Genomic DNA, 18,702 nt, shown 5'->3' with positions numbered 1-18,702 from the left:
CGACCGACCTGGAGGCGTTGATGATCGTTCGCAGTGGCCGTACGAGCGGCCCGAACGGCGTGAGCCCCGAACTGGCCGGGCTTGCCGACACCGTGTTACAGCCCGGGTTCGTGGGCGTGGAGGTGCCCGACTGGCTGCGGAGACGGCTCGCGGAAGGGCTCGGAGGAGTTGCGCTCTACTCCCGGAATCTTGTAGACAGCGAGCAGATCAGGGCCCTGACCGCCGCCTTGCGCGCGGAGAACCCGGACGTGGTGATCGCCACCGACGAGGAGGCGGGCGACGTCACCCGGCTGGAGGCGCTCACCGGCAGCTCGCGTCCCGGCAACCTCGCGCTCGGCGCGGTGGACGACCCCGGGCTGACCGGGCGGGTCGCCCGCGAGATCGGGCTGGACATGGCCGCGGCGGGCATCACCCTCAACTACGCCCCCGTGGTCGACGTCAACTCCGACCTGGACAACCCCGTCGTCGGCACCCGCGCGTTCGGCGCCGACCCCCGGCTGGTCGCCCGGCACGCCCGTGCCTGGGTCACCGGCCTGCAGTCGGCGGGGGTGGCCGCCTGCGCCAAGCACTTCCCCGGCCACGGCGCCACCGCCGTCGACTCGCACGACGACCTGCCGACCGTCGCCTACTCGGCCGAGGAGCTCGCCGCCACCACGCTCCCGCCCTACCGTGCCGCCATCGAGGCCGGGGTGCGTGCCGTGATGACCGGCCACCTGCTCGTCCCCGCCTACGACCCCGACCACCCCGCCACCATGAGCGGCCGCATCCTGACCGGGCTGCTCAGGCGGGAGCTGGGCTTCGACGGGCTGATCGTGACCGACGGCGTGGAGATGCCCTCGGTGGCCGAGCGGTACGGCGTGACCGGGGCGGCGGTCCGCGCCCTCGCCGCCGGGGCCGACGCGATCTGCGTGGGCGGCGAGCGCAAGGGCCCCGGGGTGGTCGGGTTCATGCGCAACGCCATCATGAACGCGGTGGCCGACGGCACCCTCCCCGGGGAACGCCTGGCCGAGGCCGCCTCCCGGGTCCGCCGCCTGGCCGCCTGGTCGGCGGAGCGGCGGCGGGCGGGCGGCGAGACGGGCCCGGTCGGTGAGCCCGCGGGACTCGACGCGGCCAGGCGGGCGCTGCGGGTGCGCGGCGACGGGCTCCCGCTGCCCGCCGCGCCCCAGGTGATCGAGTTCGTCTCCGAGACGAACATCGCCGTCGACCGCGCCACCCCGTGGGGCGTCGCCGCGCCGCTGGCCGCGCTGCTGCCGGGCACGACGGCCCTGCGGCTCGGCTCCGGCGACCCGGTCCCGCCGCCCCCCGAGGGGCGCCCGCTGGTGATCGTGGTGCGCGACGCCCACCGGCACGCCTGGGTCTCCGACCGCCTGGGCGCCCTGCTGTCACGACGCCCCGACGCGATCGTGGTGGAGATGGGCCTGCCGGGCCCGGCCACCCCGGGCGCCGTCCACATCACCACCCACGGCGCGACCACCGCCTCGGGCCGGGCCGCCGCCGAACTCCTCTCGGGCCACCGCCCGTTCCCGGGCCACTGACCCCCGGTCAGCCGTCGAGGACCCACACCAGCTCGTGCTGGAGGGGGCCCGGCATCGCGAGGAACTCCCCGTGGTCGCAGGCGAGCGGCGCGATCTGCGAGGCGTACGCCAGGACCGCGCGCCGCTTGAGCGTCCACGCCCCCCCCTCCAGGCGCGAGCTCGTCCTCGCCCCGAGGCGGTACCGCTCGGCGAGCGCGCGGACCGCCGGCCCGGCCTCCAGGGCCCGCCCGGCCTCGGGGCTCCCCCACTCGCGTACGGCGGCGGCGTAGGGCAGGTCGGCGTAGGCCCAGCGCTCCAGGCTCCCGACCTTGTCCAGCACGTCGAGCGCCCGGTCCCGCACGGCCTCGTGGTCGGCGTTGCCGATACCCATCGGGACCAGCACGCGCGTGCTCGGGGTGACGTGCTCGGCGAGGAACGCCTCCAGGTCGTCCAGCGGGAGCCGGGCCGCTGGCACGTCCGGATTGTCCAGCACCACCTGGTCGACCCCGAGGATCTCGCACGCCCGCGCGTCCTCGGCCCGCCGCTCCCGCGACGTCTCCTCCGCCGAGGCGAACCCGCACAGCCGGTCCCAGGCCGAGGGCGCCTCCCCGGGCGCGCCGCCCAGCACCGTGACGATCACCGCGCCCCCCTCGCGGCGGGCGAGCAGCCCGGCCGCCGACAGCACCGCGTCGTCGAAGTGCGGCGAGACCACGACCGTCTCCCAGCTCATCGCCGCCACCCCGCCCTGGCCAGGACGAGGCCGCGGCTGCCCCGCTTGCGCAGGTAGGCGAGGCCGTCGCAGACGGACTCCAGGGTCGGCGGGGCGAGCTCGACGCGCTCGGCGACCCTCCAGGTGGACTGCTCGCGCAGCCAGGGCCAGACCCGCTCGTTGAGCTGGCCGGTCTCCAGCGCGACGAGGACCAGGTCGGTCGGCAGCCGGTCGAGGAGCGTCAGATCCTGGTCGTAGTAGAGCATCTCGACGAGCAGGTACGCCGCCGCCTGGCGCTCCCCGTGGTCGGCGAGATCCTCCAGGCTGTCCGGGAGCACCTCCACGCCCTGCTCCGCCCGCTCGGCCAGGCGGGCGCGGAAACCCGCGTTGGGCTCGGTCGCCTGGACCCGGTAGCCCTTGCCCGCCAGCCGCCGGGTGAGCTCGCCCTGGCACGCCCCGACCTCCACGATCGGCCCGTCCTGCGGGGAGCACCAGCGGGTGGTCCACGCGGCGGTCGCGTCCAGCCTGGCGGCCTCGTAGGCCGAGCGCCCGAACTCCCACGGGTCGTCGGCCACCGCGGCGTCGTCCCCCAGGCTGGAGATCAGCGCGTACAGGCGGTTGGCCTGCGCGGCGCTCGCGGTGAAGAACCTCTCGACGGCCGGGACCCGGTCGGTGGTGACGAGCCGGTCGGCCACCCGGCTGCGCAGCAGCTCACCGGCACGCCGGTTGATGAAGTCGATCTTCGCCTCGGCCTCGGCTCCGGTGATCGCGGTCGCCGTGGCGGGGATCGTCTGCAGGAAGGGGTTGTCGCCCACCGAGCAGGTCACGGCCGGCAGGGACAGCGAGGAGGGCGAGCCCGACGAGCCCGACGAGCCCGACGAGGGGGACGACGCCGCCGGGAACGGCGACACGGCGCGGGAGACGATCCAGCCGAACCTGGCCCGGCGGATGCGGTGGTCGGCGGGCGAGTGGGTCCAGATCTCGCCGGGCTCCGGCGCCTCCCCGATCAGGGCGGCCACCTCGGCGGGGACGGGCAGCTCGGCGGTGTTGCCCCCGGGCTCCACCAGGGGGCCGAGCAGCTCCAGGCGCTCCCGCAGGGACAATCCCGCCGGCAGCGTCACGCTCGTCCTCGCCTGCCCGACGACCACCAGGACGTCCTGGCCGGCGTGGTCCCGCAGGACGGAGACGAACTCCAGGGCGACGTCCTCGGCGTGCAGCACAGCGATGACAGCCGTCATTTGTCCCCATCCCCAATCACGGAAAGATGTCTTTTTCATGACATTTCCGCGCCAGCATAGAGGATCTTGCCCGCCGCGCAACGGCCGTTCGCCGAGAAGAATCCCCTCATCTCACCGGACATCGGGAATTCCGGACCGGAACCCGAGACGTCAGGGGCCGGGACCCGGAGCCCCCAAGGACCCAGAGCCCCGAAGGACCCGGAGCCCCGAAGCAGGTGGCCCACCCCGAAAACTCCAGACTCAGAATCGACGACTCGGAACCGACGACTCGGGGCTCGGAGCTCAGGGCTCAGAACTCGGCGTTCGACGCCCGGAGCCCGGCGTTCGAGGCTCGGAACTCAGGAGAGGCCCGGAGTTCAGGAGGTGAAGATCTCCTCCCTGGCCTGGTCCAGGGCGGCGATGACGGCCCCGCGCAGCACCGGGTTGCCGCCCACCTCGCTGGCCACCACCTGCGGCCGGACCGGGCAGCTCCTGGCCACCGCCTCCTCGATCCTGGTGGTGAGCTCGTCGCCCCCGGCCCTGCTGACCTCCCCCGCGAGCACCACGAGCCCCGGGTCGAGCACGACGCACACCGACGCCACCCCCAGCGCCAGCCGCCCCGCGATGTCGTCGATCAGGGGCTCTCCCCGCTCGCCCGCCGCGACCGCCGCCGCGACACACTCGGCGGCACTCTCCCCCTCGAAGCCGTACGTCGCGGCGAGCTCGGCGACCGCCTCGGCGCTGACCAGGGACTGCAGGCCCCCGGCGAGCGACGGCAGCCTGCCCGGCACGGCCCGTACGTCCTCGGCCAGCGGCACCCCCGGCACCGGCAGGTAGCCGATCTCGCCCGCGCTGCCGGAGCGGCCCCGGTGCAGCCGCCCGCCGAGCACGACGCCGAGGCCGATGCCGCGCCCCACCCACAGCAGCACGAAGTCGTCGACCTCGCGGGCGGCGCCGAGGGTGCGCTCGGCGATGGCGACGAGGTTCACGTCGTTCTCTATCCGGACGTCGCGGCGCAGGTCACGCGCGAGAGCCTCGTGGATGCCCTCGTGCCAGCCGGGCAGGTCGAAGGAGAACCGCACGTCGCCGGTGCGGGGGTCGACCACGCCCGGGGTGCCGATGACGACCGAGCGCAGCTTGGAGAGCGCGACCTTGGCCGACCGGCACGCCTTGACCACCGCGTTGTGCACGAGGGCCACCGGATCGTCGTGCCCGCTCGGTGCCACCCGCACCTCGGCCACGATCTCCCCGTGGATATCGGCGATGGCGGTCGTGACGAATTCCGGGCCGACATCCAGACCCGCCACATAGGCGGAAGAGGAAATAATCCCATAAAGCGCGGCATTGGGCCCGCGGCCCCCCGCCTGCTCCCCCGCGACCTCCACCAGCCCGCGCCCCTCCAGGCGGGCAAGCGTCTGCGACGCCGTCACCTTGGACAGGCCGGTGAGCTCGCCGATCTGCCCCCGCGTCAGCGGTCCGGAAGCGAGCAGCAGCTCCAGGGCGGCCCTGTCGTTGATCTCCCGCAATAGCCTGGGCACGCCAGGACGTCGCTCCATACGCATGCTCTCTTGTTCGCCGTTTCCCCGTCGCGATTACTTTCATCAAGAATAACGGTTCTATTCTTAATAAGGCTTCCTGATAGTTTAGCCCCGCCCGGGCGCCGGGGCGGGCCGCCGGGGGTGTCCCGGCCGCGTCGCGCCCCTGCTCATCGCCGTTTCGCCGCCGCCGCTCCCCCGCCCACCACCGCGACGCCCGGAAATCAAGGGCTTGCGACGTCGGCCCGGCGCGTGGAACACTCCCGAAAACGGTAAAGGTTCTTTTCAGTAAGACCCTTGCCGTCGGGTGGCGAGGCAGGTTTCGACATGGACACCGTCATCACGATCGCAGCCGAATACGCCGGTTCGCGGATCCGGCAGGGGCCCATGACCATGGGCCAGGCCAACATGGCGCGTTGCGTGCTCCGCGACCCGCCGCTCCACATGAACTTCCGCGTCACCAAGCGCCTCCCCGAGGGAACGCCCCTGTCCGCCGTCACCGAGGCGGTCGGGCGCCTGCTCTCCCGGCACGAGGGACTGCGGGCCACCATCCACTCCGACGTCCAGGTCGTCAACGGTTCCGGCTTCCTGCCCGTCGAGGTGCACGACGCGGGGAGCGGCCTCCCCGACGAGGTCGCCGAGGAGGTGGGCCTGCGGATGCAGGGCACCCGGTTCGACCTGCCGGCCGAGCTTCCGATCAGGGTCGCCGTGATCACCGAGGGGGAGACGCCTCGCCTGGCGGTCTTCGTCCTGCCCCACACCTCGGTCGACGCCATCGGGCTGGCCACCGTCATGAGGGAGTGGGAGCGCCTGATCCGGGGGGTCGCCGTACCGCCGCCGTGCCCGACGCAGCCGCTGGACCTCGCGACCGCCGAGGGCACCCCGGCCGCCCTGCGCCGGACCGAGGCGGCCCTGCGGCACTGGGAGAACGGGCTCAGGCGGGCGCCGCAGTCGATGTTCGCGATCGACGAGGCGGCCAGGGCCGACGCCGACGCGATCCGGCCCCGCCTGCGGGTCCGCTCGGCGGTGGCGGCCAGGGCGCTGGAGGCCGTCGCGAGCCGTACGGGCGCCAGCCGCTCGGCGATCACGCTCGCCGCCCTGGGGGTCCTCGTCGGCCTGCGCAACACCCAGCGGTCCTGCGTGATCGCGTCGCTGGCGAGCAACCGGGTACGGCCCGAGCTGCGCGACTACGTCGGACCGCTGGCCCAGGACGCGCTGATGGTCGCGGACCTCGGCGCCCCCACCTTCGACGAGGCCGTCCGCCGCTTCCGCACCGCGTCCCTGTCCGGATACCAGCACAGCCGTTTCGACTCCGTCGCGCTCTGGGAGGTGATCGGGGCCGTCAACGCCGAGCGCGGGGTGGACTTCGCCCGCGACTGCGTCTTCAACGACATGAGCGGCGTCACCGTCCCCGGACCCGAGCCCGAGCCGTCCGCCGAGATCGAGTGCGACTGGCTCCCGGCGGCCTCGCTCCCCGCGCACCTCGCGCTCTGGGCCAACCGGCTGGAGGACGTGGTGGACCTGACGCTCTGGATCGATCCACGGGTGATGAGCCGGACGGAGGCGGAGGGCTTCGGGACCGGGATCGTCCGGCTGCTGGTCGCGGCCGGGGACGGGGACGTCCAGACTCCTGACATTTCAGAAATATCAGGAATTTCACCTATTGAGCGCGGCCCGGAGTGGATCTACACCGATTCCTGCTGGGTAAACCTCGGCGCGGTGGAGCGACTCGTCGGTGAAGCGGTTCAGGGGCGTCCTCACCAAGTGACGCACGACCCGGAAGGGCGTCTGACCTGCCACGTCACCTCCGGAACCCCCGAGGAGATCCACGCCGCCTGCCTCGCCCTGCTGCCGGGCCGCACCTCCGCGATGGCACCTCACCACTACGTCGTACACGCGGCGGGACTCACCGGCGCGTCGCTCCACGGCCCCGTCGTCACCGAGGGCGACGGGCGCCACTCCATCTCCGTCGGCCCCGCACGCGTAAGTAACCAATAGCAGGCGGGATAATCGGTTACATGCGCCTATCCGCTCGTGTCGACTATGCCCTCCGCGCCGCCGCCGAACTCGCCGCCGCGGGTGACGGCCCTACCACGGTGGGTGAGCTGGCCAAGGAGCAGGACATGCCTCCCAAGTATCTTGAGAACATCCTGCTCCAGATGCGCCGTGCCGGACTGGTGCGCGGCCAGCGCGGCCCCGAGGGGGGCTACGTCCTCGCCCGCCCGCCCGCGGAGATCAGCCTCGCCGACGTGATCCGCGCCGTTGACGGCCCGCTCGCCAACGTCAGGGGGGAGCGGCCCGAGCATGTCGGCTACCGCGGCCCCGCCGAGTCGCTGCAGCAGGTCTGGATCGCGCTGCGCGCCAGCGAACGGGCGATCCTGGAGGAGGTCACGCTGGAGAACGTGGCCACCGGAGCCCTCCCCGAGCGGGTCCGCAGCCTGTCGGCCGACCCCGCGGCCTGGGACTGACCGTGCCGGCGCGGCCGCTCGCAGGGGCCCTGCCCGCACGAGCCCGGCCCACCCCCCGTCGCCGGCCCACCCCCCGTCATCGGCCCATGCCCGGAAACCGGCCTGCCGTCCGGAATCGACCCGCGTCCCGGGACGGCCGCCGTGCCCGAAGGTGACGTCATACGTCTCTCCGCCCTGAAGCTCGGCCGGGCGCTCGACGGGCGGGTGCTGATCCGCTCGGACTTCCGCGTACCGCGCCACTCCACGGCCGACCTGACCGGCAGAACGGTGCTGGAGACCGTCTCACGCGGCAAGCACCTGCTCACCAGGGTCGAGGGAGGACTGACCGTCCACACCCACCTGCGGATGGACGGCACGTGGCACATCTCACCGACGGGACGGGGGCTGCCCGGGGGCGACGTCGTCCGCCTGGTGCTGGCCAACGAGAAATGGCAGGCGGCGGGGGTGCGGCTGGGGATGGTCGACCTGATCCCCACCGGGGAGGAGGGACGGCTCGTCGGGCATCTCGGACCCGACCTGCTCGGGGAGGACTGGGACGAGGCGGAGGCCGTACGGCGGCTGACACGACAGCCCGAAACAAGCATCGGGGTCGCGCTGCTCGATCAGCGCAACCTGGCGGGAATCGGCACCATCTATCGCGCCGAGACGCTTTTCCTCGCCGGAGTGTCACCGTGGCGACCGGTGGGGGCGGTTGAGGACCTGGGCGCGATCCTGTCGATCGCGTGGCGGCTGATGGACGCCAACAAGGAACGCCCGAGCAGGACGACGACAGGCGACCTCCGTCCGGGACGGAGCACCTGGGTCTACGGCAGGGCCGGGCGGCCTTGCCTACGCTGCGGGCATCGGATCAGTCGTGGGGAGATGGGCGCACAGCCGCAGGAACGGCTGATCGTCTGGTGCCGTCACTGCCAGCCGGAAGGACCGACCGGCTAGGCGGCAACCATGTCGTTGACGTCGGGAAACACAGAATCGGGCACGGTTTCGGGAATCGGCAGACGCTCCCGTTCCGGGACATCGCCCGCCAGGACCGGAGCATGCTGCAGCTCGGCCAGGGCGAATTGATCGGAAACCTCACGGAGAACCTGTGAAAGCGGCACGCCCAAGGCACCGCAGATCGACGCGAGCAGCTCTGAAGAGGCCTCCTTCTGACCACGCTCCACCTCGGAAAGATATCCGAGGGAAACCCGAGCCAGTGTGGACACCTCACGCAGGGTGCGACTCTGCCGCACCCTCAGCCGCCGCAGCACGTCACCGAGCAGCTGACGCAGCAGGACCATCTGTCGCTCCCTCCCCGGCGCGGATGCCTTCACGACACTCCGCGCTATCGGTTCGTGCCGCCCGTTCTTCGAACGCGACCCTTGGTACATACTCCTCGCCGTCATCATCGCTTGACCTTTACCTCACTCACCGTTCCACCGTACCCGTATGGACCGACAACGCGGCAGACCATGTGGAGCATGTTCGCTGGGGACGTAACGCGGTAATCATCCTGAATGTTCCCTCACGTTAGTCTCCAGCACACCTCGAAGGAGGTCTACGGCCTCATTCACCGTCGACTCCCGGATCTGGTCGCGCGTCCCGGCGAGTCGCGGATCCCGGTGCCATACCCGCCCGTCCGGTCCGCTAACGGCGAGATGCACGGTGCCCACCGGTTTACCGTCCTGCGGATCCGGGCCGGCCACCCCGGTGACCGCCAGCCCGTACGTGGAACCGGTCAGGCGGCGCACCCCGTCGGCCATCGCGGCGGCGACCTGCGGATGGACCGCCCCCTCGCGGGCGAGCAGGTCCGAGGGGACGTTCAGCAGCCGGTGCTTGAGCTCGGTGGCGTAGGAGACGACCCCGCCCAGGAAGGCCGCGGAGGCCCCGGGAGGGCCGGTGAGGGACGCGCAGATCAGCCCGGCGGTCAGCGACTCGGCCACCGCCACCGTCTCGCCCTTGCGGACGAGAAGGGAGAGGACCTCGGTGGCCGCGAGCAGGCTCCGGCTCATACGGCCCACCCCACACGGCCGGCCCGCCCCGCACGGCGTATTCCCCGCCTCATATGGCCCGCGCCCGTTTCGCGACCTGCCGCAGCTTGATCGCCCGGATCACGTAGTCGAGACCGGTGGCGACGGTGACCAGGGCCGCCGCGCCCATGACGATCCAGCGGATCAGATCGGGCACGCCCGGCCAGATGTAGGAGACGATCGCGGCGATCTGCAGGACGGTCTTCACCTTCCCGCCGTAGCTGGCCGGGATGACGCCGTGCCGGATGACCGCGAACCTCAGCGCGGTGACGCCCAGCTCCCTGCCCAGGATCACCACGGTGACCCACCAGGGCAGCTCCCCCAGCACCGAGAGGCTGATCAGGGCGGCGCCGATGAGGGCCTTGTCGGCGATCGGGTCGGCGATCTTCCCGAAGTCGGTGATCAGGCCGTAGCGGCGGGCCAGTTCGCCGTCGAGCAGGTCGGTGAGCGAGGCCACCAGGAAGACCACCAGCGCCGCGGCCCGCCAGCCGGATCCCGGCAGGAAGAGGCAGGCCGCGAAGAACGGAACCATCGCCAGCCGTATCACCGTCACGACGTTGGCGATGTTCCAGGCGCTCACCTTGGGGCGCGCGGATGCCGGGGTCGAGTCGGTGCCGGTCTCTGGCGTGTTGGTCATACGCTCTCCCGGCCCGGCGGCGCGTTCACGGGGCCGCCTTGATGCGGGCGATCAGGTCGACGCCCTCCGAGTCGACCACGACGGCCCGCACGATCTGGCCGGGGACCAGCCCGATGCCCTGGACCGTTACAGAACCGTCGACCTCGGGCCCCTGGTGGGCGGCGCGGCCCTCGTAGCCGCCGTCGCCCAGGTCCTCCTCGATCAGGACGTCGACCTCGGTGCCGATCCGCTCCTCGGCGCGCTGGGCCATGAGCTCCTCGGCCAGCTCGGTGAGCGTGGACACGCGGGCGTCGACGACCTCCTGGTCGAGCTTGCCGGGCAGCGAGGCCGCCTCGGTGCCGTCCTCGTCGGAGTAGCCGAAGATGCCGATCACGTCGAGCCTGGCCTCCTCCAGGAAGCCCACCAGCTCGCCGAACTCCTCCTCGGTCTCGCCGGGGAAGCCCACGATGAAGTTGGAGCGCACGCCCGCCTCGGGGGCGTGGGCGCGGATCGACTCCAGGAGGTCCAGGAAGCGCCGGGGGTCGCCGAAGCGCCGCATCCGGCGCAGCACCGGGCCGCTGGCGTGCTGGAAGGACAGGTCGAAGTAGGGGGCCACGCCCTCGGTCGAGGCGATGATCTCCAGCAGCCCCGGGCGGAGCTCGGCGGGCTGCAGGTAGCTGACGCGCACCCGCTCGACGCCCTCGGTGGCGGCCAGGGAGGGCAGCAGCTTCTCCAGCGCCCTCAGGTCGCCCAGGTCCTTGCCGTAGGAGGTGGAGTTCTCGCTGACCAGCACCAGCTCCTTGACGCCCTGCTCGGCCAGCCAGGCGGCCTCGCCCAGGAGTTCCTCGGCGCCACGTGAGACGTACGCCCCGCGGAAGGCCGGGATGGCGCAGAACGTGCAGCGCCGGTCGCAGCCGGAGGCGAGCTTCAGCGAGGCCACCGGGCCGTCGCCCAGGCGCTTGCGGAGCGGCCGGGGGCCGCTGGCGGGGGCCAGGCCCTCGGGCAGCTCTCCGTGGCCGGGAATGGCGGTCTTGGGGGCGGCGGCGCGTTCCACCGGCGAGATGGGCAGCAGGGTCCTGCGGTCGCGGGGACTGTGCGGGACGAGCGACCTGCCCGCCAGCACGTCGTCGAGGCGCGTGCCGATGTCGGTGTAGTCGTCGAAGGAGATGACCGCGGCGGCCTCGGGCAGCGCGTCGGCGAGCTGGTCACCGTATCGCTCCGCCATGCAGCCCGCGGCGACCACCTTGGCCCCGGAGTCGGCCGCGGCGAGCAGCGTGTCGATGGAGTCCTTTTTCGCCGAGTCGATGAAGCCGCACGTGTTGACGACGACGACGTCGGGGTCGTCGTCGCCCAGCTGCCAACCGGCAGCCTCAAGACGAGCGGCGAGTTCCTCGGAGTCGACCTCGTTGCGTGCGCAACCAAGCGTGATCAGCGATGCGGTTCGGCGGGATGACATGGTGAACACTACGGTATCGGGAGTTGGCCACTACCCGATGCACCTCCCCCCATTCAGGCGCCCCCGCACCCCCCGCCCAGCCCCGGACACGCCGCCGCCGGGACCGCCCGGGCGCCCGGCCGGAGTCCGGCGACGAGGACGCCCGGAGGGTGCTCCGTACGGCGTGACCTAGCGCTTCTTGGTGGCCGGGGCCTCGTAGGAGCGGTTGACGACCTGCCCCCGGCGGCCCGGGGCGCCCAGGTTCTTGCCGTTCACCTTCAGCGAGACGGCTCCCCCGTCGCCGAAGGTGACCCTCATCCCGGTCTTCGCCTTCCAGGTCGAGGTCTTGCCCGCCGCGAGCGTTCCCGAGAAGAGCCGCTTGCCGTCCGCGCCCTGCACGTCGAGCCAGGAGGTGCGCTTCGCCTTGACCTGGAGGACGACGATGTCGCGCCGCCTCTCCTCGGCCAGCGACGACGCCCGGCGCGGCGAGCCGGGGTTGGAACCGGCCGGGGGCGGTGGCTGCGCGGCGGGCACCGGCATCGGGCGCAGGTCCGCCACCGGGGTGTCGCCCCCGCCCATGGTCCGCACCACGCCGAAGATGACCACGATGCCCAGGGCCACCGCCATCGCCGTCGTCCAGTTGGGCGAGCGGCGCTCACGGATCTTCAACGGCATGTCGGCCTGGAAGACGCTGGAGGCCCGCACCGGCAGCGGCACGCCCCCGTGCTGCTCGTCGTAGCGGTGCACCAGCGCCTCGGGATCGAGGTTGACGATCTTGGCGATGTTTCTTATATGGCCCCGCGCGTAGAAATCTCCCCCGCATTGGGAGAAATCATTCCTCTCGATTGCCTGGATGAGCACCTCGCGAATGCGTGTCCGCGCGCTCAACTGCCCGACGGTCATCCCCATCGACCGCCTGGCATCCGCCAGATCGCTTCCAATGCCCATGGCGCACGCCTCTCAGCCCCCGACGTTGCGTAGCGATACCTATTCAATCAGTAACCGTGCGAAGGATGCGCGGCGGGGGTGCCATTCCTGTACGGCGCCGTCATCCCCGGGCGGGCCGGTCGGGGGGTGGTATTCCCTGATATGTACCGGCACCCCCCGGTGCGGGCCGGCCGGAGCCTCCCGCACGGCACCGCCGGTCCCCCGCGCGGGTCGGCCAGGGCTCCCCGTACGGCACCGCCGGTCCCCCGCGCGAGTCGGCCAGGGCTCCCCGTACGGCACCGCCGAACCTCGCGCGGATCGGCCGGAACTTCTTCGTGCGAGGCCTTCGCGCGGCCCCCGTACGGGGGCCCGCCGCCCCCCGCGCGGATCGGCGGGAGCCCCTCCGCGCGGGGCCTTCACGGCCCCCGCGCGGCGCCGTCAGCCCCCGCGCAGGTCGGCGAGCAGGCCTGGGAGCTCGTCCGGCTTGACCATGACCTCGCGCGCCTTCGACCCCTCGCTGGGCCCGACGACGTTCCTGCTCTCCAGCAGGTCCATCAGGCGGCCCGCCTTGGCGAAGCCGACCCGCAGCTTGCGCTGGAGCATCGAGGTCGAGCCGAACTGGGTGGTCACGATGAGCTCGGCCGCCTGGACCAGCAGGTCGAGGTCGTCGCCGATGTCCTCGTCGATCTCCTTCTTGGCGGCCGTCACGGCGGAGACGTCTTCGCGGTACTCGGCCGCCATCTGGGCCTTGCAGTGCCCGACGATCTCGCCGATCTCCTTCTCGGAGACGAAGGCGTTCTGCAGCCGCATGGGCTTGCTGGCGCCCATCGGCAGGAAGAGCGAGTCGCCCTGCCCGACGAGCTTCTCGGCGCCCGGCTGGTCCAGGATGACCCGGGAGTCGGCGAGCGAGGAGGTGGCGAAGGCGAGCCGGGAGGGCACGTTGGCCTTGATCAGGCCGGTGACCACGTCCACGCTGGGACGCTGGGTGGCGATGACCAGGTGGATGCCGGCGGCGCGGGCGAGCTGGGTGATGCGGACGATGGAGTCCTCGACGTCGCGCGGGGCGACCATCATCAGGTCGGCGAGCTCGTCGACGATCACCAGCAGGTAGGGGTAGGGCTGGTAGACCCGCTCGCTGCCCGGCGGCGGCACCAGCTTGCCGGCGCGGACCGCCTTGTTGAAGTCGTCGACGTGCCGGAAGCCGCTGGCGGCCAGGTCGTCGTAGCGGCGGTCCATCTCCCCGACGACCCACTCCAGGGCCTCGGCGGCCTTCTTGGGGTTGGTGATGATCGGCGTGATGAGGTGCGGGATGCCCTCGTAGACGCTGAGCTCGACCCGCTTGGGGTCGACCAGGACCATGCGGACCTCGTCGGGGGTGGCCCGCATCAGGATCGAGGTGATCAGCCCGTTGACGCAGACCGACTTTCCCGCGCCGGTGGCGCCCGCGATGAGCAGGTGCGGCATCTTGGCCAGGTTGGCCACTATCGTGCGCCCCTCGACGTCCTTGCCCAGCCCGACGATCATCGGGTGGTGGTCGGCCTGGGCCACCGGGGAGCGCAGGATGTCGCCGAGGGAGACGAGGTCCTTGTCGGTGTTGGGGATCTCGACCCCGATCGCCGACTTGCCGGGGATCGGGGACAAAATCCGGACATCGGCTGACTTGACCGCGTACGCGATGTTCTTGGTGAGCGCGGTGACCTTCTCGACCTTGACCGCCGGGCCGAGCTCGATCTCGTAGCGCGTCACCGTCGGCCCCCGGGTGAAGCCGATCACCTGGGCGTCGATGGCGAACTGCTCCATCACGCTGGTCAACGCGTTGACGACGACGGTGTTGGCCTTCGTCTGCGGCTTGGGCGCGGTGCCGGGGCGCAGGAGCTGCGACTCGGGCAGGGTGTACGGGCCGGCCTGGGGCGACAGGACGAGCTGCTCGACCTTGCGCGGGGCCGGGGTCGGCGAGGGGGGTGCGGAAGGCTCAGCCCGGACTCCTTCACCCGCCTCCTCGTCCACCAGGCCGGGCACGATCTCCGGGGAGTGTTCCGGGGTGCCGCCGGGCGTCTCGGCGACCAGGGGCGTGTCGTAGGGCTTGACGTGGTCGCCCAGCTCGGCGCCCTCGGGCTCCGCCTTCTTGCGCGTGGAGGGCTTCCTCCTGGAGACGCGCGGCGTGGGGGGCTGGTCGCGGTTGAAGAGCATGTGCCGGATCTCGGCCAGCCGCTCGGGGACCCGGTGCACCGGCGTCGCGGTGATCACCAGGATGCCGAAGCCCGACATGATCAGCAGCAGCGGGATGGTGATGAAGGACGGCAGGATGCTCGCCGGGGGCGCCGAGACGATGAAGCCGATCATGCCCCCGGCGGCCGACACCTTGTCCATGCCGTCGGAGCTGCCCCCCGAGGGGTAGGGCGTGCCGTGGACGACGTGCACGACGCCGAGCACCCCGATGGTCAGGGCGGACCAGCCGATGATCATACGGCCGGTGTCGGCGTTCTGGTCGGGGTGACGCAGCAGCCGCCAGGCCAGCAGCATGAGAAGGATCGGGATCACCCAGGTCAGCGAGCCGAAGACGCCGCGCATGACGCTGTCGACCACGGTGGAGACCGTGCCGGTGTTCTTGCGCCAGGTCATCGCGGCCAGCACGATCGCCCCGGCGAACACCGTCAGGCCGAGCCCGTCGCGGCGGTGCACCGGGTCGAGCTCGCGCGCGTTCTGCCCCAGGGCCCGCGCGGCGCTGCCGACGCCCCCGGCCAGGAGCATCCAGATGCCCATGAACAGCTTGCCGATCATGATGAGCACCCAGCTGATCGGGTCGTGCTGGGGTGAGGGCTTGCGGGCCTGGCCCGCGCTCCTCGCCCGGCCGGCGGGTGCCCGCCTGGCGGGGGCCGTACGGGCCTGGGAGGCGCCCGAACGGCCGGAGGACCCCTTGCCGGGGGGCTTTCCTGCGGAGCCTTTAGACGTACGGGTGGCCATGCTAGGGAGGTTAACGAGACGGGTGGTGGATTGCGCGCCGACTCGCCGGACCGCCCGGCCCTCGCCGACGTTTCACAAGATCGGTCGATACTTCGTGAACAGTGATTGAGGGCGCTAAAAGTCCCATTTACCCCTTGGAAAGCGTCTTCCATTCCATGTATTGACATTGCGTTTCATGTAGTAGAACCTCCTGACCAACAGGGCGTTGGGAGGAGACACATGTCCGCACTCGACTGGTCCGTTCTGGGCGCGTACTTCCTTGTCATGATCGGTATCGGCGTGTGGTCGAAGCGCCGCATCAAAACCGTGATCGACTTCTTCACCGCCGGGGGCCGTATCCCCTGGTGGCTGTCCGGCATCTCGCACCACATGTCGGGATACAGCGCGATCATGTTCGTGGCGTTCGCGGCCGTGGCCTACAACTACGGGCTCGCGATGTACGTCTGGTGGGCGCTGACGATCGGCCTCGGCATCGGGATCGGCGCCTTCGTGTGGGCCGCCCGCTGGAACCGGCTGCGTTCCAAGCACGGCGTGGTCTCCCCGCTGGAGTACCTGGCCCGGCGCTACAACCTGCCGACCCAGCAGGTGCTGGCCTACAGCGGCGCGCTGCTGAAGGTCGTGGACATCGCGGCCAAGTGGGTGGCGATCGCCATCCTGCTCAGGGGCTTCGCGGGCATCCCGATCCAGTGGGGCATCCTGATCACCGGGGCCGTCACGCTGGTCTACATCACCGCCGGAGGGCTGTGGGCGGACGTGCTCACCGACTTCGGCCAGTTCGTCATCCAGGGCGTCGCGGGCATCGCCATGTTCGTCGCGATCATGGCCCAGCTGGACGGCGTCTCCACCCTCTGGACCATGTGGGACAGGCTGCCCCCCGGCCACGGCGACCCGTTCGCCGGGCCCTACACCACGACGTTCTTCCTCGCCATGCTCTTCATCAAGACCTTCGAGTACAACGGCGGCATGTGGAACCTGGCCCAGCGCTACATGGCCTCGCCCTCGGGCTCGGCCGCCAAGCGCTCGGCGCTGCTGTCCAGCGCGCTGTGGCTGGTCTGGCCGCTGATCCTGTTCATCCCGATGTTCGCCGCGCCGCTCATCGTGCCGGGCCTGGCCAACGCCGAGGAGGCCTACGTACGGCTGGCGCAGACCCTGCTGCCGCAGGGCCTGATCGGGCTGGTGCTCGCGGGCTTCTTCTCGCACACCATGGCCATGGTCGCCTCCGACGCCAACGTGATCTCCTCGGTCATCACCAGGGACATCGCCCCGGTGATCGTCCGCAAGGTGCGCGAGCTGTCGGCGCGGGCCGAGCTGACCTTCGCCCGGGTGACCACGTTCACCTTCGTCCTGATCAGCATGGTGATCGCGATCTCGACCGAGGGCCAGGGCGTCGTCCTGAAGATCGTCGTCGACCTGGTCGCGGCGACGATGGGGCCGATCTCGATCCCGCTGATGCTCGGCATGCTGCCGTGGTTCAAGCGGAGCGGCCCGACCGCGGCCATCGTCTCCTGGGCGGCGGGGCTGGGCGTCTGGGCGTACGTCAAGTGGATCATCGAGTCCAAGGACACGGCGATGGTCGTCGGCGTGCCGCTGGTCACCTCGCTGATCCTGTACGTGGCGATCGGCTTCCTGAAGCCGGAGAACCGCGAGGACCGCGACGCGCTCGTCGACTCCCTGTCCACCGAGCCCGGGTCCACCGACCCCGAGCAGCAGCAGCGGGCCGGGGCGGTCGGCTGACGGCCGCCCTCCCCGGCACGGCGTGGGCCCCCACAGCGTGGTGGGGGCCTTCACGCATGGATGGCCCCGCGGCGCCGCGGGCGTTCACGGCACGGCGGGCCTCCACGGCGTGGCGGAGGTCTCCGGGCGTGGGCTCCGGACGCGGCCCTCGGCGTGGGGCTCCGGGCGTGGCCCTCGGCGTGGGGCTCCGGGCGTGGCCCTCGGCGTGGGGCTCCGGGCGTGGCCCTCGGCGCGGGGCTCCAGGCGCGGCGTGACCGGCGGCCACGCGGCCGTCCCCGGGCGTGGCGGGCTCCAGGATCCGCCCGCCCGGGGACATGCTTCTTCCACCGGAAGGGGAGAGGAAACACGCGGACCGGGAATTCGGCCGGCCGAGGAGTCCGGTTCTCACCGGACCGCTTGCCGGACTCCGGCCACTTGACGGACTTCACTCACCCGACCGGACCCCGCTCGCCCCCGGCCTGCCGGGGTCCGGCCGCTCGCCGGACCCCGGCTCCCTGGATCTCGGCTACTTGTCCGACTCCAGGACGCCGCCGTTGGCCACGTCCGACTTCTCGATCTCGGTGAAGAGGATGCGGACCGCCTCGCGGCGCGCCTTCAGGATGTCCACGGCCGCCTCGGTCAGCGCCGCCGCGAACTCGCGGCGCTGGTCGAGGGTCCTGCCGGACAGGAGTTCCACGGTGATGTTCGGCATGCTGAGTCCTCCAGGTCAGGTTGTTGCATAACATGACATCACATTCCATTACATGGAACAACTGGAGACCGTAACCGACCCAGGAAGCGGGAGACGATCGGCTCAGCCGTTGAGCGCCGGGGCGGCGGGAGCGCCTGGGGCGCCGAGGGCGGCGGAGACCTCGCGGGCCGCGGCGACGACGTCGGGCGCGAACCGCTCCAGGTCGTCGTGGCCCATGTCCATCGCCAGGGCGGAGATGGAGATGCCGCCGAGCACCTGGCCGGTGTGGTCGAAGACCGGGGCGCCGACGCAGAGGATGCCGGGCAGGTTCTCCTCGTTGTCGAGCGAGTAGCCGCGGGACCGTACCAGCTCGAGGTCGGCCAGCAGGGCCTCCGGCGTCGCCAGCGTGGTGGGGGTGGGGGCGGGCATGCCCGTACGGGCGCAGATGGCGCGGACCTCGTCGGCGCCGAGCTGGGCCAGGACCGCCTTGCCGATCGCGGTGCAGTGCAGGCGCAGGCTCATCCCGATGCGGGAGGGCATCTGGTAGGGCCGCCGCCCCTCCAGCTTGTCGACGTAGACGGCCTCGTCCCCGCTGCGGATCGCGAAGTGCGTGGTGTAGCCGATCCGCTCGTGCAGCGCGTTGAGCGCGCCGGAGGCCTGGCGGGCCGGGTCGAAGCGGTTCATGACCCGGCCGGCCAGCGTGAGGATCCGGGGGCCCGGCTCGTAGCCGCCGCTGCCGTCGGCCCGCGCGAACCCCCACTCGACGAGCGACTGGAGGATGCGATGGACGGTCGACTTGGACACGCCCGTCGCGGCGGCTATGTCGGTCACGCGGTGGTGCTCGGCGATCGCCTCCAGCACCGCCAGCGCCTTGTCGATGGAACTGCCTTCCCTGACCACGATCGTG

At 71.6% G+C, this 18,702-nt stretch carries 16 protein-coding genes; 5 read left to right on the top strand and 11 right to left on the bottom strand.

Annotated features, from left to right (window positions below):
* Window positions 1–20: 20 nt before the first annotated feature.
* Complete coding sequence (locus tag AC5L38_RS12585; protein WP_495242942.1) at window positions 21–1,535, top strand: glycoside hydrolase family 3 protein; 1,515 nt, start codon at window positions 21–23, stop codon at window positions 1,533–1,535.
* A gap of 7 nt (window positions 1,536–1,542) precedes the next feature.
* Here the strand turns inward: AC5L38_RS12585 and AC5L38_RS12580 are convergent, their stop codons facing one another.
* The 3 genes from AC5L38_RS12580 to AC5L38_RS12570 all read right to left on the bottom strand — a co-directional run bounded on the left by AC5L38_RS12580 (window position 1,543) and on the right by AC5L38_RS12570 (window position 4,996).
* The gene (locus AC5L38_RS12580; RefSeq protein WP_495242941.1) at window positions 1,543–2,244 is read right to left on the bottom strand and encodes a PIG-L deacetylase family protein; all 702 of its coding nucleotides are present in this window, start codon (window positions 2,242–2,244) and stop codon (window positions 1,543–1,545) included.
* Window positions 2,241–3,461: a class I SAM-dependent methyltransferase gene (locus AC5L38_RS12575; protein ID WP_495242940.1), complete on the bottom strand. Its 1,221-nt coding sequence runs from the start codon at window positions 3,459–3,461 to the stop codon at window positions 2,241–2,243. The genes AC5L38_RS12580 and AC5L38_RS12575 overlap by 4 nt, the downstream gene beginning before the upstream one ends.
* 356 nt (window positions 3,462–3,817) lie before the next feature.
* Window positions 3,818–4,996 carry an ROK family protein gene (locus tag AC5L38_RS12570; protein WP_495242939.1) on the bottom strand — a complete coding sequence of 393 codons (1,179 nt, stop codon included), beginning with the start codon at window positions 4,994–4,996 and terminating at the stop codon, window positions 3,818–3,820.
* Window positions 4,997–5,302: 306 nt separating this feature from the next.
* Between AC5L38_RS12570 and AC5L38_RS12565 the strand changes: the two genes are divergently transcribed.
* The 3 genes from AC5L38_RS12565 (at window position 5,303) to AC5L38_RS12555 (ending at window position 8,376) form a co-directional block, all read left to right on the top strand.
* Window positions 5,303–6,973: a condensation domain-containing protein gene (locus tag AC5L38_RS12565; protein WP_495242938.1), complete on the top strand. Its 1,671-nt coding sequence runs from the start codon at window positions 5,303–5,305 to the stop codon at window positions 6,971–6,973.
* Window positions 6,974–6,993: 20 nt separating this feature from the next.
* Window positions 6,994–7,443 (top strand): RrF2 family transcriptional regulator, encoded by a 450-nt coding sequence (locus AC5L38_RS12560; protein ID WP_326637143.1) that lies wholly within the window; start codon window positions 6,994–6,996, stop codon window positions 7,441–7,443.
* A 141-nt stretch (window positions 7,444–7,584) separates the two neighbouring features.
* Complete coding sequence (locus AC5L38_RS12555) at window positions 7,585–8,376, top strand: DNA-formamidopyrimidine glycosylase family protein (RefSeq protein ID WP_495242937.1); 792 nt, start codon at window positions 7,585–7,587, stop codon at window positions 8,374–8,376.
* Here the strand turns inward: AC5L38_RS12555 and AC5L38_RS12550 are convergent.
* From AC5L38_RS12550 to AC5L38_RS12525, 6 genes are all read right to left on the bottom strand, one after another.
* Complete coding sequence (locus tag AC5L38_RS12550; RefSeq protein ID WP_495242936.1) at window positions 8,373–8,720, bottom strand: helix-turn-helix domain-containing protein; 348 nt, start codon at window positions 8,718–8,720, stop codon at window positions 8,373–8,375. The two genes, AC5L38_RS12555 and AC5L38_RS12550, sit on opposite strands and share 4 nt — an antisense overlap.
* A 207-nt stretch (window positions 8,721–8,927) precedes the next feature.
* Window positions 8,928–9,431 (bottom strand): CinA family protein, encoded by a 504-nt coding sequence (locus AC5L38_RS12545; protein ID WP_495242935.1) that lies wholly within the window; start codon window positions 9,429–9,431, stop codon window positions 8,928–8,930.
* A gap of 49 nt (window positions 9,432–9,480) precedes the next feature.
* On the bottom strand, window positions 9,481–10,086 hold the full coding sequence (pgsA, locus tag AC5L38_RS12540) for a CDP-diacylglycerol--glycerol-3-phosphate 3-phosphatidyltransferase (RefSeq protein ID WP_495242934.1): 606 nt from the start codon (window positions 10,084–10,086) through the stop codon (window positions 9,481–9,483).
* Window positions 10,087–10,111: 25 nt separating this feature from the next.
* Window positions 10,112–11,521 carry a 30S ribosomal protein S12 methylthiotransferase RimO gene (gene rimO / locus AC5L38_RS12535; protein ID WP_495242933.1) on the bottom strand — a complete coding sequence of 470 codons (1,410 nt, stop codon included), beginning with the start codon at window positions 11,519–11,521 and terminating at the stop codon, window positions 10,112–10,114.
* Between the two features lie 168 nt (window positions 11,522–11,689).
* The gene (locus tag AC5L38_RS12530; RefSeq protein ID WP_495242932.1) at window positions 11,690–12,448 is read right to left on the bottom strand and encodes a helix-turn-helix domain-containing protein; all 759 of its coding nucleotides are present in this window, start codon (window positions 12,446–12,448) and stop codon (window positions 11,690–11,692) included.
* A gap of 417 nt (window positions 12,449–12,865) precedes the next feature.
* Entirely contained in the window at window positions 12,866–15,391 is a 2,526-nt protein-coding gene (locus AC5L38_RS12525) for a DNA translocase FtsK (protein WP_495242931.1), read from the bottom strand.
* A gap of 219 nt (window positions 15,392–15,610) precedes the next feature.
* Between AC5L38_RS12525 and AC5L38_RS12520 the strand changes: the two genes are divergently transcribed.
* Complete coding sequence (locus AC5L38_RS12520; protein ID WP_495242930.1) at window positions 15,611–17,125, top strand: sodium:solute symporter family protein; 1,515 nt, start codon at window positions 15,611–15,613, stop codon at window positions 17,123–17,125.
* 505 nt (window positions 17,126–17,630) lie between these two features.
* On the opposite strand, the gene AC5L38_RS12515 is transcribed toward AC5L38_RS12520, so the two are convergent.
* Together AC5L38_RS12515 and AC5L38_RS12510 are read right to left on the bottom strand one after the other, a co-directional pair.
* Window positions 17,631–17,816 carry a tautomerase family protein gene (locus AC5L38_RS12515; RefSeq protein WP_389912358.1) on the bottom strand — a complete coding sequence of 62 codons (186 nt, stop codon included), beginning with the start codon at window positions 17,814–17,816 and terminating at the stop codon, window positions 17,631–17,633.
* A 102-nt stretch (window positions 17,817–17,918) separates the two neighbouring features.
* On the bottom strand, window positions 17,919–18,695 hold the full coding sequence (locus tag AC5L38_RS12510) for an IclR family transcriptional regulator (RefSeq protein WP_495242929.1): 777 nt from the start codon (window positions 18,693–18,695) through the stop codon (window positions 17,919–17,921).
* Window positions 18,696–18,702: the final 7 nt, after the last annotated feature.

This window comes from Streptosporangium nanhuense, from assembly GCF_059358815.1.
Note: the sequence above shows the minus strand (reverse complement) of the source record. Positions and strands in the feature narration are given on the sequence as shown.

Excerpts from the sequence above, each read along its gene's own strand:
- AC5L38_RS12565 (WP_495242938.1), top strand. The coding sequence starts at position 5,303 with ATGGACACCGTCATCACGATCGCAGCCGAATACGCCGGTTCGCGGATC.
- AC5L38_RS12545 (WP_495242935.1), bottom strand. The coding sequence starts at position 9,431 with ATGAGCCGGAGCCTGCTCGCGGCCACCGAGGTCCTCTCCCTTCTCGTC.
- rimO (WP_495242933.1), bottom strand. The coding sequence starts at position 11,521 with ATGTCATCCCGCCGAACCGCATCGCTGATCACGCTTGGTTGCGCACGC.
- pgsA (WP_495242934.1), bottom strand. The coding sequence starts at position 10,086 with ATGACCAACACGCCAGAGACCGGCACCGACTCGACCCCGGCATCCGCG.
- AC5L38_RS12530 (WP_495242932.1), bottom strand. The coding sequence starts at position 12,448 with ATGGGCATTGGAAGCGATCTGGCGGATGCCAGGCGGTCGATGGGGATG.
- AC5L38_RS12515 (WP_389912358.1), bottom strand. The coding sequence starts at position 17,816 with ATGCCGAACATCACCGTGGAACTCCTGTCCGGCAGGACCCTCGACCAG.
- AC5L38_RS12580 (WP_495242941.1), bottom strand. The coding sequence starts at position 2,244 with ATGAGCTGGGAGACGGTCGTGGTCTCGCCGCACTTCGACGACGCGGTG.
- AC5L38_RS12575 (WP_495242940.1), bottom strand. The coding sequence starts at position 3,461 with ATGACGGCTGTCATCGCTGTGCTGCACGCCGAGGACGTCGCCCTGGAG.
- AC5L38_RS12570 (WP_495242939.1), bottom strand. The coding sequence starts at position 4,996 with ATGGAGCGACGTCCTGGCGTGCCCAGGCTATTGCGGGAGATCAACGAC.
- AC5L38_RS12550 (WP_495242936.1), bottom strand. The coding sequence starts at position 8,720 with ATGGTCCTGCTGCGTCAGCTGCTCGGTGACGTGCTGCGGCGGCTGAGG.
- AC5L38_RS12560 (WP_326637143.1), top strand. The coding sequence starts at position 6,994 with ATGCGCCTATCCGCTCGTGTCGACTATGCCCTCCGCGCCGCCGCCGAA.
- AC5L38_RS12525 (WP_495242931.1), bottom strand. The coding sequence starts at position 15,391 with ATGGCCACCCGTACGTCTAAAGGCTCCGCAGGAAAGCCCCCCGGCAAG.
- AC5L38_RS12585 (WP_495242942.1), top strand. The coding sequence starts at position 21 with ATGATCGTTCGCAGTGGCCGTACGAGCGGCCCGAACGGCGTGAGCCCC.
- AC5L38_RS12520 (WP_495242930.1), top strand. The coding sequence starts at position 15,611 with ATGTCCGCACTCGACTGGTCCGTTCTGGGCGCGTACTTCCTTGTCATG.